This is a genomic window from Methylophaga sp. UBA3192 (assembly GCA_002363955.1).
Lineage (GTDB): Bacteria > Pseudomonadota > Gammaproteobacteria > Nitrosococcales > Methylophagaceae > Methylophaga.
In genome coordinates this window covers 88,643-101,805 of the sequence record DEXE01000004.1, presented here as the reverse complement: position 1 = coordinate 101,805, position 13,163 = coordinate 88,643, and the positions used below count along the sequence as shown (strand labels likewise).

The 13,163-nt window shown below is 47.9% G+C and carries 14 protein-coding genes; 8 read left to right on the top strand and 6 right to left on the bottom strand.

Annotated features, from left to right (window positions below):
* The first annotated feature begins 151 nt into the window (after nucleotides 1-151).
* From B2337_RS06225 to B2337_RS06215, 3 genes are all read left to right on the top strand, one after another.
* Nucleotides 152-931: a PhzF family phenazine biosynthesis protein gene (locus B2337_RS06225; protein WP_292414674.1), complete on the top strand. Its 780-nt coding sequence runs from the start codon at nucleotides 152-154 to the stop codon at nucleotides 929-931.
* A gap of 55 nt (nucleotides 932-986) precedes the next feature.
* Nucleotides 987-1,370: an iron chaperone gene (locus B2337_RS06220; protein WP_292414675.1), complete on the top strand. Its 384-nt coding sequence runs from the start codon at nucleotides 987-989 to the stop codon at nucleotides 1,368-1,370.
* A gap of 223 nt (nucleotides 1,371-1,593) precedes the next feature.
* Nucleotides 1,594-2,988, top strand: a complete 1,395-nt coding sequence (locus tag B2337_RS06215) for a phospholipase D-like domain-containing protein (protein WP_292414676.1) — start codon at nucleotides 1,594-1,596, stop codon at nucleotides 2,986-2,988.
* A 21-nt stretch (nucleotides 2,989-3,009) separates the two neighbouring features.
* Here B2337_RS06215 and B2337_RS06210 read toward each other — a convergent pair whose 3' ends face one another.
* Together B2337_RS06210 and B2337_RS06205 are read right to left on the bottom strand one after the other, a co-directional pair.
* Nucleotides 3,010-4,848 carry a metallophosphoesterase gene (locus B2337_RS06210; RefSeq protein ID WP_292414677.1) on the bottom strand — a complete coding sequence of 613 codons (1,839 nt, stop codon included), beginning with the start codon at nucleotides 4,846-4,848 and terminating at the stop codon, nucleotides 3,010-3,012.
* A gap of 241 nt (nucleotides 4,849-5,089) precedes the next feature.
* The gene (locus B2337_RS06205; RefSeq protein ID WP_292414679.1) at nucleotides 5,090-6,376 is read right to left on the bottom strand and encodes an MgtC/SapB family protein; all 1,287 of its coding nucleotides are present in this window, start codon (nucleotides 6,374-6,376) and stop codon (nucleotides 5,090-5,092) included.
* A gap of 254 nt (nucleotides 6,377-6,630) precedes the next feature.
* Between B2337_RS06205 and B2337_RS06200 the strand changes: the two genes are divergently transcribed.
* The 3 genes from B2337_RS06200 to B2337_RS06190 all read left to right on the top strand — a co-directional run bounded on the left by B2337_RS06200 (nucleotide 6,631) and on the right by B2337_RS06190 (nucleotide 7,958).
* On the top strand, nucleotides 6,631-6,888 hold the full coding sequence (locus tag B2337_RS06200; protein WP_292414680.1) for a DUF1488 family protein: 258 nt from the start codon (nucleotides 6,631-6,633) through the stop codon (nucleotides 6,886-6,888).
* 72 nt (nucleotides 6,889-6,960) lie between these two features.
* Complete coding sequence (locus tag B2337_RS06195; RefSeq protein WP_292414681.1) at nucleotides 6,961-7,551, top strand: uracil-DNA glycosylase family protein; 591 nt, start codon at nucleotides 6,961-6,963, stop codon at nucleotides 7,549-7,551.
* A 131-nt stretch (nucleotides 7,552-7,682) separates the two neighbouring features.
* Nucleotides 7,683-7,958 (top strand): DUF1971 domain-containing protein, encoded by a 276-nt coding sequence (locus B2337_RS06190; protein ID WP_292414682.1) that lies wholly within the window; start codon nucleotides 7,683-7,685, stop codon nucleotides 7,956-7,958.
* A gap of 15 nt (nucleotides 7,959-7,973) precedes the next feature.
* On the opposite strand, the gene B2337_RS06185 is transcribed toward B2337_RS06190, so the two are convergent.
* The 4 genes from B2337_RS06185 to B2337_RS06170 form a co-directional block, all read right to left on the bottom strand.
* Entirely contained in the window at nucleotides 7,974-9,149 is a 1,176-nt protein-coding gene (locus tag B2337_RS06185; protein WP_292414683.1) for an ABC transporter ATP-binding protein, read from the bottom strand.
* Nucleotides 9,146-9,811, bottom strand: a complete 666-nt coding sequence (gene modB / locus B2337_RS06180) for a molybdate ABC transporter permease subunit (RefSeq protein WP_292414684.1) — start codon at nucleotides 9,809-9,811, stop codon at nucleotides 9,146-9,148. Before modB ends, B2337_RS06185 begins: the two co-directional genes overlap by 4 nt.
* 16 nt (nucleotides 9,812-9,827) lie before the next feature.
* A complete protein-coding gene (gene modA, locus B2337_RS06175; RefSeq protein ID WP_292414685.1) occupies nucleotides 9,828-10,595 on the bottom strand; it encodes a molybdate ABC transporter substrate-binding protein in 768 nt (255 codons plus the stop codon).
* A 100-nt stretch (nucleotides 10,596-10,695) separates the two neighbouring features.
* Complete coding sequence (locus B2337_RS06170; protein WP_292414686.1) at nucleotides 10,696-11,058, bottom strand: winged helix-turn-helix domain-containing protein; 363 nt, start codon at nucleotides 11,056-11,058, stop codon at nucleotides 10,696-10,698.
* Nucleotides 11,059-11,234: 176 nt separating this feature from the next.
* Between B2337_RS06170 and B2337_RS06165 the strand changes: the two genes are divergently transcribed.
* Both B2337_RS06165 and B2337_RS06160 read left to right on the top strand, forming a co-directional pair.
* A complete protein-coding gene (locus B2337_RS06165) occupies nucleotides 11,235-11,555 on the top strand; it encodes a hypothetical protein (protein WP_292361260.1) in 321 nt (106 codons plus the stop codon).
* Nucleotides 11,556-11,765: 210 nt separating this feature from the next.
* Nucleotides 11,766-13,085: a ferredoxin reductase family protein gene (locus B2337_RS06160; protein WP_292414687.1), complete on the top strand. Its 1,320-nt coding sequence runs from the start codon at nucleotides 11,766-11,768 to the stop codon at nucleotides 13,083-13,085.
* Nucleotides 13,086-13,163: the final 78 nt, after the last annotated feature.

Below are 13,163 nucleotides of genomic sequence, written 5' to 3'. Positions count from 1 at the left end.
GGATGTAGGTCAGGGGCGTGAGCAGGACTTTGCTCGGTCACTTATTTAGAATAACTAAAAGGCGCTCCTCGTGCCTTGATTGACGCTTTTTCAGCTCACAACAGAGGCGGAGATGAAAGATAAACACGCCCTGGGGATTTAATTTACCGATATGAAAATAAAACAGTTTCAGGTTGATGCTTTTGCAAGTCGTGCCTTTGAGGGAAACCCGGCTGCAGTTTGTCCTTTGGAATATTGGCTGGAAGACGAGCTGCTGCAATCGATAGCCGAAGAGAATAACTTGTCAGAAACAGCATTTTTTGTTCCCAGTGCGAAAGGCTTTTCTCTTCGATGGTTTACCCCGACCAAGGAGGTAGAGCTTTGTGGTCATGCTACATTGGCAACAGCCCATGTCATTTTTGAATCACTGGGTTTTAGTGAATCCAGTATTGCCTTTGAAACCCTGAGTGGGGATCTGTTTGTAAAAAAACATGGGGATTGTTTGCAGATGGACTTTCCAGCATCCCCGTTAACCTCGTGTGACATCTCAGAAGCATTGGTTAATGCGTTGGGCGTGAGGCCTGAAGAAGTATGGGCTGACAACGACTATGTCGCGGTGTTTGAGAATGAGGCAACTATTCGCAACATCATCCCAGATCAGGCTTTGTTGGGCTCACTGGATTTACGCGGTGTAATTGTGACCGCTCCTGGGGGCGAAGTAGACTTCGTCAGTCGATTTTTTGCCCCCAAGGTTGGTATTCCTGAAGATCCTGTAACTGGTGCCGCCCACTGCAAACTCGCGCCATACTGGGCTGGAAGATTGAGCAAAAACAGGCTTACTGCCAGACAGATATCGAAACGGGGTGGTAATGTTGAATGTGAAGTAAAAAACGATAGGGTGTTATTGTCTGGAAGTGCTGTTACATTTATGGAAGCAGAAATCAATTTCTAGGAATCCATCATGACCGGATGTTAATGACTTTAGCGACGGTTCGTTAATGGAAATAGTGAAGAATAGACGTATGGGCTCGAATAACTTCAGTTCAGTTGAAGATTATTTACTGTCATTGAATTCGACAAAAGCAAACACGCTGAGAGAGGTGATAGACGTTATCCTCAGAAGTTTCTCAGATCTGGAAGTTAAGCTCGCCTGGAACGTACCTCAGATTCACAGAGGTGATAAGTACATTTTCGGCGTATCAGCATTGAAAAATCATCTTGCACTGGCTCCATGGAGCACTCAGGTCATGGAGGCGTTTAATACAAAACTGGAAGACGGTGGCTATGTGGTAAAGAAAAATCTGTTTCAGATTCCCGTTGATTGGGAGATCGACAGAGCGTTAATAATTGAGCTGGTTGAGGCCCGGCTTGCTGAGCTGGATGAGCAATAATTCCCCAGTTTTGCAGATGAAATTGTCTTTTTAAGCCGATACTTCCGACTTAAGGCGCCAACAAGTATTATCTTTCAACTAAGCAGTGTCAGTGGTGGGTTCAGATGGATTTGAAGCGAATTACATTATGCGAGTGAGAAAAAGGCACCACCAAAGAATATTATTCAGCTCAGATAGAGACACTCATCACTGGCATCGATTATGGGGTCGGTTGTTCATTCTGATGATGCTCATTCTGGTCGTCACAGCGATTTATCAGGTTTATAAACCGTTGCCGCCCGGCTTGAATATGTTTTCTCAGGCCCGTCCCGCCACCGAGGTGCAGTTTCTGGTTGACAGAACTTACACCGACGATGATGGCAAGCGCTATATGGATCAGCAGATATTCGACAGCATTTTTGAAATGATTGCGGATGCCAGGCGGATCGTGCTGGTGGATATGTTTCTGTTTAACGATTTTCAGGGGCAGCTGACTGAAACCCACCGGCCTTTATCAGGCGAATTAACCGCCGCTTTGATTGCTCAGAAACAGCGCTATCCGGAACTTGAGGTCAGGGTGATTTCTGACCCGATCAACACTATATATGGCGGTCGCCCCTCACAGCATTTTGCTCAATTGGAAGCCGCTGGCATTCCCGTCACTCTGACTGATTTGACCCGTTTGCGTGACAGCAACCCTGCGTATTCTGCTATCTGGCGACTGTTCATCCAGCCTTTTGGCAATAGTGAAGGCGAGCTGCTGCCCAATCCATTTGGTGAGAGCCGGGTTTCGTTGCGAAGCTATCTCGCTATGTTTAATTTCAAGGCGAACCATCGTAAGTTGATCATTGCGGATAAGGGGCAGGATCTGACGGCTCTGGTGACTTCGGCCAACCCGCACGATGGCAGCAGTGCTCATGGCAATGTGGCATTACGTTTCAATGGCGCTGCTGCCTGGGATCTGTTTGACAGCGAGGCCGCTACGCTGGCATTTTCCGGTGATGTCCGTCCGGTATTGGAATTGCCGCAAATGTCGTATGTGACCAATACTGAGCTTACGGTTCAGGTACTGACCGAACGTGCAGTCGAGCGTGCGGCACTGGCGCTGATTGATGAAGCAAATACGGCTGAACAGTTGGATATGGCGATGTTCTATCTGTCTGATCGTGACATTATTGAAGCGCTTAAACAGGCAGCTGGGCGAGGGGTCAGGTTGCGTGTATTGCTTGATCCCAATAAGGATGCATTTGGTCGGGAGAAAAATGGTGTGCCTAATCGGCCGGTGGCTCATGAACTAATGCAGGCAGGTGCTACCGTTCGCTGGTGTGATACGCATGGCGAGCAGTGCCATGCCAAATGGCTGATGCATCGTGGCGCTGAGGGGCAAAGTATGATGTTGCTTGGCTCAACCAATTTAACCCGGCGTAACCTGCACAATCTTAATCTGGAAACCAACGTCATTCTGAGCGGTCCTGCCGAGGCCGAACCACTGCAACAGGGCCATAGATGGTTTGAAGAGCGCTGGAACAACCTGGATGATCGTCATTACAGCGTGGATTATGCAACCTATGCCGACGAGCGGTTTTGGCCACGCCTGCTTTATCGCGTGATGGAAACCACCGGACTTAGTACGTTTTAACCTTTTTTTAGATTAACAAACTCAGTCACCTAACGAGAATTCATCAAATAACTGCACGGCTGATACTGGATCACGGGTATCGAAAACATAACTTTTGATCGTTCCGGTGCCGGTATCCAGAATGGAAAAGGTGGTCAGTTCATTACTGGTGACAAAAGGCAATGCCGGAAACGTTTTATCCAGTAGGTTCATCGGACTGAAAACGCTGGGGTGGGCCATTTGCCGGCCATGTGGATCGCCATTGGCAGCGTAATCTGCAGGATTCCAACGTGAATTTTCAGATTTCAGTTCAGCCCAGAAATTGGCTTTAGCAGCACGGTTATCATGCGGATAAGCACCACTTGGGTCGGTGAAATAAGCGCCCATGGTATTGCCGACATTGGATGTTTCCAGATAATGCATATTACCGACCTTGGTACGGTTCCACAGGTGTGAGTGGCCAATCTGTACCAGATCAACGCCATGTTTTACCAACAGCGGCTCTATATCCCTTCGCCAGATATCGTCGCTGAGTGGATAGTGATAACGCACTTCACGAATTGATGACAGTTTTGGCTGCACGATGTTTTGCCAATCTGCCGGGCTGATGGGAAAGCTGAGCTCAGTAACCTGTTCAGTATTAGCATCATCAATTTCTATAAGCTGCATTAGCGGATTGGCAAGCACCGGGACGACATTATCCCCCAGCCCGAAAATGCCTTGATGGGCCAGCACCACTTTATATTTCGCCTGTTTAAACGCTGCCGATTGCAACACGCCTTCCAGCCATTGGTATTGCTGTGACTGGGCATCAAAACGCTCGAATATAAATTCGCCAAATCCCCATGCGTCCGGTGTTTGCAACTCTGATAAGGCTTCGACAAACATGCTGCGGTGTTGACTGCTTACATTCCACGAGCGCCAGATCCGGGAGACATTCATTGAGATAAGAAACACATCGCCGAATGCCATGGCGTAATATTCCTTGCCGTTTGGCCCATCATCCGGAAATGAAAACACCTCCAGATAGGTTTGCTGATTATGCGAGTTATCCAGAATCCATTGTGCTTTGATTTGTGGGTCGTTGTCAGGGTTAATTTGCTGTTTTATCTGTTCATAAGCGATTTCGGCATACCAGCGGGGTTGCGGATCATTAAAACTGTTATTCATTCGATGATCGGCCTGTTGTGGCAGAAAACGCCCCATCACTTCATGGTTGCCAATAGCAGCAAATAATGGGGTGTGTTGCAGAATTTCACCGCCGTTATAGGCTGAGTCAGGTCTGATTTGCTGATAACGACCCTGCATGGTGGGGAAGAATGGCGGTGCCCCGTCTTGAATTTGATCGAACCATTCAGAAGCCCGATCCGGGATATTCACCAGATCCCCTGCGAAGAAAACAGCATCGGGTAAACCAATTGTTTCGACGACTTTTTGATAATTGGCAGGGGAGTTGGCTTTGGATTGCAGATCTGAGGTGAGCAGAATTTTCAGCGGCTGATTTTTCTGTGGCAGCGGTGTGAGTGTAAAGCTTTCGCTGGTCAGGGTTTGTCCATCATTGGTAACGCTGGTCACCAGGTAATTAACACGGGCGCCAGAGGACAATCCGCTTGCCGTGGTTTCGTGGCGATAAACTTTTCGGGTGGTCAGCGTCTCATAATATGCTTCTGGTTGGAATGAATCCGCATCCTCAAACATCCGGGTCATTTTGCTGGTATTGGCATCAGCAACCTGTCCATCACCATAGTGCAGTTGATGGCTTTGCCCTTCAAAGTTGGTAAACCAGACCACATTGACCGAATCTTCGGTGGGTAATTGTAAAAACGGATCGCTGAGAAACTGCTGTTTTGTTTCAATGCTTTCCGGGACGTTTTTGGCCACTGTTTCTCCTGACGTATACAAACCTGATAATAGAACAAACCCTGAGATGATCAGGCTTGACTGTGTTAGCTTCAAAAAATTCATACAACACACTCTGGGATAGCGTTTAGGGGAGTTTTCCTAAGCAGTATCAATAAAGCGTGTTACCAATCGATGATCATGGATTGGTTTAACTGACCAGGTCAGTTGAAATCAGTAAATTGTCTCATGGAGATGAACACCGCTGAAAACACAGACAAATTCACATCCTCAATAAGACCACGGCCAGGCCTGCTGATAGCGATAACAGCATTGGTATTAATACTCGAAGCCCGATTCTACGGTTACCTATGCTGAGTGCCAGGCTGGCCTTGAAAAGGTTGTTGACCATGGCGGCGATAATGATGGCCAGAACCGCTGTGGTGGCAGTTAAGTCATCACGCGCCATACGCGTCAGCGATAAAGTAATGGCATCAACATCGGTCAGTCCGGAAACGGCTGCCAGCAGATAAATACCTGCATCACCCATCAGATTCTTCATCCACTCTCCAAGCAGTAAAATCACTACCAGTAACAAGCCGAACAGCAGGGCTGCCCGCAGTTCCAGTGGATTCTGTCCCTTGGGCTGAGTCACGTTTCCCGATCCGGCATGTTGCCACCAAATCCAGGCCGCGGCACCGTATAAAAGACTGCCCATGATGATGACCGGGAGCAGCAGATCTTTCAGCAATGGCGGGTAAATCAGCGCGGCGTAAAGCAGAATCCGAGGGAACATGGTGCCACAGGCGATGAGAATGCCAGCGGCTAGTAGCGGGCTAAGCTGAGTTGAGTCTGACTGGCGAGAAAGACGGGAAAAATGCAGGGTCAGCGCGGTGGATGAGCTGAGTCCGGCAAACAGACTAGTGAACAGTATGCCTCGTTCCGAACCACCGAAACGCATGGCAAAATAACCGATGAAACCAATTGCAGCAATGAGCACAACCAGCCACCAGATTTCTCTCGGGTTCAGTACATTACCGGGCCCAAAACCCTGATCAGGTAATAATGGCAGTACCACTACCGATATCAGCAAAAGCTTCAGGCCTGCGTCCAGTTCATTGGCTTCTAATGTCTTCAGGAAACGATGAATGGACTCTTTGTTGTCCAGAATTATTGCTGTGACAACTGCCGCTGCGGCGGCAATCACTGGTTGTCCTGCAACCACCAGCGCACCAAAGCAAAAAGTTAGCATCTGGCCGACCCAGCTGGTGATGCTGAAATCCTGTTGTTGCCGGTTTTTAATCAAAAGCCCGGTCATGCCTGCCAGTCCAACCATAATTAGCAATATAGCGGGTATCCAGTCACCTAATTCCCGACTGAGCTGAACTGAAAGACCGCCCAGCAAACCAAGCAGGGCGTGGGTTCGGATGCCAGCGACACGTTGCCCAGCGGCTTTATCCCTGGCGTGCCAGCCACGTTGCAACCCGATAAGGGTTCCCAGAGCCAGGGCAATACCGAGTGCAAACAGATCCTGGCTGACCGTACTGAGAAAATCACTCAGTTCGTACATAGTCGTTCATCCTGGTTAGTGACTCAGTTTCATTATAAGCATGCGATCTTAGGATCCAGTAGCAATCTCACCACAACGATAAAGCAAGGACTGAAAAAAATACAAATAACAGTAAACCAATTAAATGGAGATATCCGATACCCGTAAATAAAAATCTGATGCAACTTAGGGTATGCTGAAGAAGTCCTGTTTTTTAATACTTTTTTCCTTGTGTTTAGATGCAGCTTACAGCTTAACCAATTTAAGGAGACGTTATGGATATCGACTTTACCGGTGAATATTTGGTGAATGATCAAGATGTGACGTTTTATGCCATCGTCAATAATCAGACGGTGGCGTGTATCGTCTCTACTGCTGCCTTAGACGAGTTGGCTGACCCTGACGATCACGAAGATGCTGAAACACTGTTTTTGGATCATCAATACAAATTCGAAGAGATTGCTGAGGGCTTGATCCTTAACCATAAGGTCTTTGACGGTGAAATTCATATCCATCGTGGTGAGCTCGACTAAGTTTTATTCACTGGGTTGGGCGATGATTTTTTTGAGGCTGTTCAGAGGCGAGGCGATCTGTCTGCTTTCAGTATGACAACCGTTTCTGCATTACTGAGGGACATCCGCCATTGTCGACTCTGTGCTGAAAAGCTGCCGTTTGAGCCTCGGCCGGTTGTGCAATTTCATCCATCTGCACGAATCCTGATTGCAGCACAGGCGCCTGGCAGAAAAGTGCATGAAACCGGTATTCCATTTAACGATGCCAGTGGGGACAGATTGCGAGCCTGGCTGGGCCTCTCACGGGAGGTGTTTTACGACGATCGTCGGATTGCGATTCTACCGATGGGATTTTGCTATCCGGGAACCGGCAAGTCTGGCGACTTACCGCCACGACCAGAATGTGCACCGGCATGGCGTGAGACTTTGCTGTCACAGTTTGAAGATCTCCAACTGACGCTGGTAATTGGTCAATATGCTCAGGCGTATCATTTTCCATACAGCAAAAAGACGCTTACAGAGAACGTGTTGGACTGGCGAGAAACCTGGCCGGATAGGGTGCCATTGCCTCATCCAAGTCCGCGTAATAACCGTTGGTTGAAGAATAATCCCTGGTTTGCAGAACGTTTATTGCCGGATTTGCGTCGTCGAGTGACAGAGATCCTGTCGGATTCGGAAGAGTAAAGGTGATTTTGCCTGTTTTATCTGCCAGAACAGCATAATTGAATACTATATAGTGAACGTATAACGCTAAAATGTAATGAATTTGCTGATTTTACTCAGTGTGATGCCCGATCTGGAAATAAGAGGTACAGATGATGAAACCACTACCAGATAATGTTGTTGCTTATAAACGTACACCCGAATTTGACGAAAGTACGATTCCAACCGGCTTGCTGAATAGCCATCAGACTAAAGAAGGCGTTTGGGGAAAAATCGTCGTGTTGAGTGGCAAGCTGCTTTACACCATCCAGCAGCCTTTTGAAGAAATAGAATTGGATTCAGATAGAGTTGGCGTGGTGGAACCTACCGTCCTGCATCATGTAAAACCGATGGGGCAGGTGAGTTTTTTTGTCGAGTTTTATCAGTAACCGATTAGCCTGTGCTTACAGCTTAAGTGGATACTCTGTTCGATGTTTTGATTTGCCTTTACCATCGGCACGAATCGGCATGACATGAACTAAGCTCAAGTCCAGCCGGATCCCCAGTTTTGTTCCAACAGCCAGGTTTTTGCGAAAGGATCCAGACAAGGTCAACACAAATTCTGCTCCCGGTACTTCTTTAATGGTTAATGTCAGCAGGTTGATTTCACCTAAATGTCGGGATTCGGTTACCTCGGCATGAAAATCATTTTCCCGGGCGATTTCATTCTTTTTTATCAAAGCAATTCCATCACTCGGAATGACCCAGTTTACCGGCTGCCCTTCAGGTAGTCTGCCCTTATCACGCACTGACAGTATTGGTTGTTTGTTCAACGGCAAACCTTTACCCTTCCACCGCAGTAATCCTTGTCCGCTTTGTTCTGATGGACCAATCCATTCCCCTAAAAACCGGTTATGAATTCCAACCAGATCGGCCACCCGCGCGTTGCGCGGCGCATTGTAAATAGCCGAAGGCGTCCCCTGCTGCAGGATGTGGCCGTTATCAATCACCACCAGTTGATCGGCCAACATTCGAGCTTCGTTTAAATCATGGGTGACCAATATAATCGGGATGGCCAGTTCACGACGCAAATCCGCCAACAGCCGATAAAGACTTTGGCGATTCATTTGATCGACGGCTGAAAAAGGCTCGTCCAGTAACATCAGTTTGGGTTCACGGGCCAACGCTCTGGCAACGGCCACCCGTTGTTGCTGGCCACCCGATAAATCCGCCGGTTTACGATGCTGCTCTGCGTGAGTTAGGCCAACATGATCAAGCCACTGTTTTGCTTGTTTAGTTCGTTCGGCTCTTGGCAGATGTAATAACGGCAATGAAACATTTTCAATCGCATCAAAATGCGGCATCAGTGCATAGTCCTGGAACACCATTCCCACATGGCGACGCTGCGGCGGCAAACAAATATGGTTGTCGGTATCACACCATATTTCGTCACCGACAATCACTTTGCCATGATGTGGTTGCATCAGTCCCGACAAAATTCGCATCAACGAGGTTTTGCCTGCGCCGGAAGGACCAACCAATGCCAATAACTGTCCGGACTCACATTGAAAGCTGCCTTTCAGAGGCATAGGCTGTGACTGTTCTACCGAGACGTGAAGTGCTGGAGATGTGTGTGTCATCGTCTTACCGCCAATCGTGCCGAGGCAAAAAACGATGCCACGACTGCGGTCAAAGAGAGCGCCAATAACATCATCGCCATTTGATTGGCACCTTCAAGATCAAACGATTGCACTCGATCATAGATGGAGATGGCGATGGTTTTGGTTTCGCCGGGAATGCTGCCGCCGACCATCAATACCACGCCGAATTCACCCAGCGTGTGCACAAAAGTCAGCACCATGCCTGATAAAATGCCGGGCCAGGCCAGCAATACCTCGATGCGCCAGAAACTCTGCCATTTGCTTAGCCCACTCACCGCAGCGGCTTCACCCAACTCTCGGGGAATGGCTTCAAAAGCCCGTTGAATCGGTTGTACCAGAAAAGGAATATTAAAAATGACCGAGGCAATCACCAGACCGGAAAAATTGAAGGTAAGTTGGATACCAAAGGTATTCTGCATCCATTGGCCGAAGGGCGAACTACCCCCCATGGACACCAGCAGGTAGTAACCAAGCACCGTGGGTGGTAATACCAGTGGTAATACCACTAACCCTTCTATCCAGGCTTTATAACGAACCTGAGTGTGTGCCAGCCAACGGCCTAACCACAGTCCGAAAGGCAGTAACACCAGTAAGGTGACAAAAGCCAGTTGCAATGAAAGTGTTAAAGCCTGCCAATCCATTTAACGTTGCTCTCGGTTAGTCATCTGGCATCGCAAAGCCATAACGCAGCATGATTTTTTGGGCCCTGGGCGTGGCGAGAAAGTCATAAAACTGTTGTGCCGATGGCGGGGCATTTTTTATCACCACCATGCGTTGAATAAGTGGCTGATGCCAATGCTCGGGGATCAATTCAAACTCACCCAATCTGCCGACTTGTGGGGCGAGTGCCAGAGATAACGCAATAATGCCACCCTGAGTGGAGCCGGAGGTGGCAAACTGGGCAGCCTGAGAAATATTTTCACCATAAACAAGTTTAGGTTGAATGCTCTGCCACAGATTGGCATATTGCAAAGCTTCCATAGCCCGCATGCCATAAGGCGCATGTTCGGGGTTGGCGATAGCGAATTTGTGTAATCGGCCATCTGTTACAGCCTTCGTTAAATCAGTTAATTCACCATCAGCTTTTAAAGGTGATTGATGCGGCACGATGATGCCAATGCGACCAATCGCATAAATGCGACCTTGATCTTGAGTTTTACCGGCTTTGGCTAACTCAAACACAAAACTCTCATCTGCTGACATAAACAGATGAAACGGCGCATCTTGCAGGATTTGGGTTTTGAAGTTGCCAGATGAACCAAACACCAAACGCAGTTGCTGACCGGTTTGCTGTTCAAATAAAGCGGCGACTTCTTCAATGGCAAATTTGAGATCAGATGCTGCGGCTATCGTAGCCTTTTCAGCCATTGCCTGGGTTGAAAGCAGCACGAGAAACAGACTGGCGATTAATTTATAAGGCTTCATGTTGTCCTGACTAATAGGGCTACTTTCGTTAGGTCTGTTGAGACATAACGCTCAATATAATGCATGTTATTTATGACAACAACTTTGCGAAGGATTGAGACTAATCGGTTAAGGCACGAACGGCGGCTAATTCTTCGGCAGCTTGAGCATTGAGACGTCTTTCAAGTGCATCATACTTCTCAACCAATTGCTGACCGAGAGTCGTTAACGAAGCGCCGCCACCTCCTTTTCCGCCGCTGGTCGTTTCCACAACCGGTTTGCCAAACCCCTGATTTAGCGAATCAATGAGCACCCAGGCGCGCTTATAGGGGATGCTGAGTTTTCTGGCTGCTGCAGCAATCGATTTCAGTTCCGCGACTGTTCGTAATAAATCGATCTTACCGGGGCCAATGGCTAAACCCTTGCCCAGATAAATTCGGGGACGAACTAAAATGGCAGCTGACGTTTTGGTTGTTGGACGCATAGCGCTAGCCTAACCAAAAGCGATGCTGAAGACCAGAGCCCTTGCCAGCCGAAACAGAACTAAATTCAGGTTAAAGACTGACCGGGATTTATGCGTTGTAATAGTCATTGTTTATTACGTTATAAACAGCTGATAATGGCCGAGTATTGAACGGCATATTCATCGTGGAGAACAGAATGAAAATTATTGCGCTAATCTTAGGTTTGTCGTCAGTTGCATTGGTATCGGGCTGTGCGGTGAAAACATCAGGTGTCAAAAAAGTCGGCCCGGATACCTATACGGTTTCTGCTGATCATTTGAATGCGTCAACAGCCAAAGCATCTGTACTGGATCAAGCCGGTGCATATTGTGCGAATCTGGGACAAGAAGTATTGGTTACGAAGACCTTGAAACGTCAGAAAGTGAAATATTTTTACGATGTGACGTTCCTGTGTCTGGAAAAAGGCGACCCGCGTTTAGTCAGTCCGGAGTATGAAACCACGGTTGAGCCGAGATAATCGACTCAACCGTTGATGAAACACAAAACCGGCAGTGAGTTTTCTTGGCCGGCTTTGTATTGATAACAAAAAGAGTTTGCTGCCTGTTACACACAACCGTTAGTTATCTGCTTTAGTGTGTAGTAATGTTGGTGCTGCTAAAGCAGCCACTTTTTATCTTTTCTGCCTCTCGTTTAGTAAGCCCATCTCACCCGGAATCGGAGTATTTGAATGCCGATAAAACCCATCACCATTGCAGGCTGGTTATTGTTGTATCTGCTGATTGCCTTGTTGCCGATGATGATTGCGATGGGTATTGAACGCCCTGAACCGCGAGATTTGCTGGTGGAAATGGGGTCGATGCTGGGGTTACTGGGGTTGGGTATGCTGGCAACTCAATTGATAATTTCAGGCAGACATCGCTGGTTTGCTGCTGGTGTGGGACAAGATAATTTACTGCAGTTCCATCGTCGCACCGGCATTACGGCATGGATACTGATTCTGGCGCACCCTGTATTACTGATGACTGGAGATCAGCAGTTTATTGCCTGGCTGGATCCCACTGAAGACTGGCTGCGGGCCAGCGGTGTTTATGCACTGGCTTTGGCGGTGACAGCATTAATCATCAGTTCGTTGTGGCGTAAACAGCTCGGTTTGCAATACGAAAACTGGCGAACCGTGCATGCGGGCCTTTCATTATTTGTGGTTGCCGGCGGATTGGGGCATGCCTTAATGGGCAGACATCATACTGATGGTTGGTTAACCCAGATATTGTTCATTGCTGCGATCACCATTCCATTGTTGCTGTTGCTGGAAACCCGTTTATGGCGACCTTATCAAATGCAAAAACGTCCTTGGCGGGTAGTCGAGTCCGAGAACACTCGAGCGGATTCAACCGATCTGATTTTAGTTGCGGATGGTCATCGGGGAATGAATTTTAAACCCGGTCAATTTGCCTGGCTGACATTGGGGAGTTCGCCGTTTTCAATTCAGCAACATCCATTTTCAATGGCATCCAGTTCAAGCAATCCCGGACATCTTGAATTTGTGATCAAGGAAGCAGGTGATTTCACACATTATCTGGCGAAGGTCAAACCCGGCGATAAGGCCTTTCTGGAAGGCCCTTACGGGGTTTTTACCATGGATCCAAAAGCCAAACGCCGTGCGGTGTTTATTGTCGGCGGCATCGGCATTACACCCATATTGTCGATGATCCGCAGCCGACTGGTAGAGCATAATCAAAGCCCGATGTGGCTGATATACGCCAACAAATCTGAAGATGAAATTATCATGCGCGATACACTGGAAGCGTTTACCCAAAAATTGCCGCTTCAGGTGTTTCATGTACTTTCTGATCCATCCGATGACTGGATGGGCGAGTCCGGTTACGTTGATGGAGATTTGCTGGACGAATATCTGCCTGAAGATGCAGAGGATATTGATTATTTTGTCTGCGGACCACCACCAATGATGGATCTGGTGGAACCCGAATTACGAAAACGCGGCGTCAATATCTGTCGTATGTATTCTGAACGTTTTAATCTGGTGTAAGGAGTTTATATGTTGCATATCTATGCTCGACGAATTGGCAGTGTGGTCTCCGTCGTTTTGTTGTTGATTGCACTTACC

What these genes read in the sequence shown, in the direction of transcription:
- B2337_RS06225 (WP_292414674.1), top strand. Translation starts at nt 152, where the DNA reads ATGAAAATAAAACAGTTTCAGGTTGATGCTTTTGCAAGTCGTGCCTTT.
- B2337_RS06215 (WP_292414676.1), top strand. Translation starts at nt 1,594, where the DNA reads ATGATGCTCATTCTGGTCGTCACAGCGATTTATCAGGTTTATAAACCG.
- B2337_RS06205 (WP_292414679.1), bottom strand. Translation starts at nt 6,376, where the DNA reads ATGTACGAACTGAGTGATTTTCTCAGTACGGTCAGCCAGGATCTGTTT.
- B2337_RS06200 (WP_292414680.1), top strand. Translation starts at nt 6,631, where the DNA reads ATGGATATCGACTTTACCGGTGAATATTTGGTGAATGATCAAGATGTG.
- B2337_RS06195 (WP_292414681.1), top strand. Translation starts at nt 6,961, where the DNA reads ATGACAACCGTTTCTGCATTACTGAGGGACATCCGCCATTGTCGACTC.
- B2337_RS06190 (WP_292414682.1), top strand. Translation starts at nt 7,683, where the DNA reads ATGATGAAACCACTACCAGATAATGTTGTTGCTTATAAACGTACACCC.
- B2337_RS06185 (WP_292414683.1), bottom strand. Translation starts at nt 9,149, where the DNA reads ATGACACACACATCTCCAGCACTTCACGTCTCGGTAGAACAGTCACAG.
- modB (WP_292414684.1), bottom strand. Translation starts at nt 9,811, where the DNA reads ATGGATTGGCAGGCTTTAACACTTTCATTGCAACTGGCTTTTGTCACC.
- modA (WP_292414685.1), bottom strand. Translation starts at nt 10,595, where the DNA reads ATGAAGCCTTATAAATTAATCGCCAGTCTGTTTCTCGTGCTGCTTTCA.
- B2337_RS06170 (WP_292414686.1), bottom strand. Translation starts at nt 11,058, where the DNA reads ATGCGTCCAACAACCAAAACGTCAGCTGCCATTTTAGTTCGTCCCCGA.
- B2337_RS06165 (WP_292361260.1), top strand. Translation starts at nt 11,235, where the DNA reads ATGAAAATTATTGCGCTAATCTTAGGTTTGTCGTCAGTTGCATTGGTA.
- B2337_RS06160 (WP_292414687.1), top strand. Translation starts at nt 11,766, where the DNA reads ATGCCGATAAAACCCATCACCATTGCAGGCTGGTTATTGTTGTATCTG.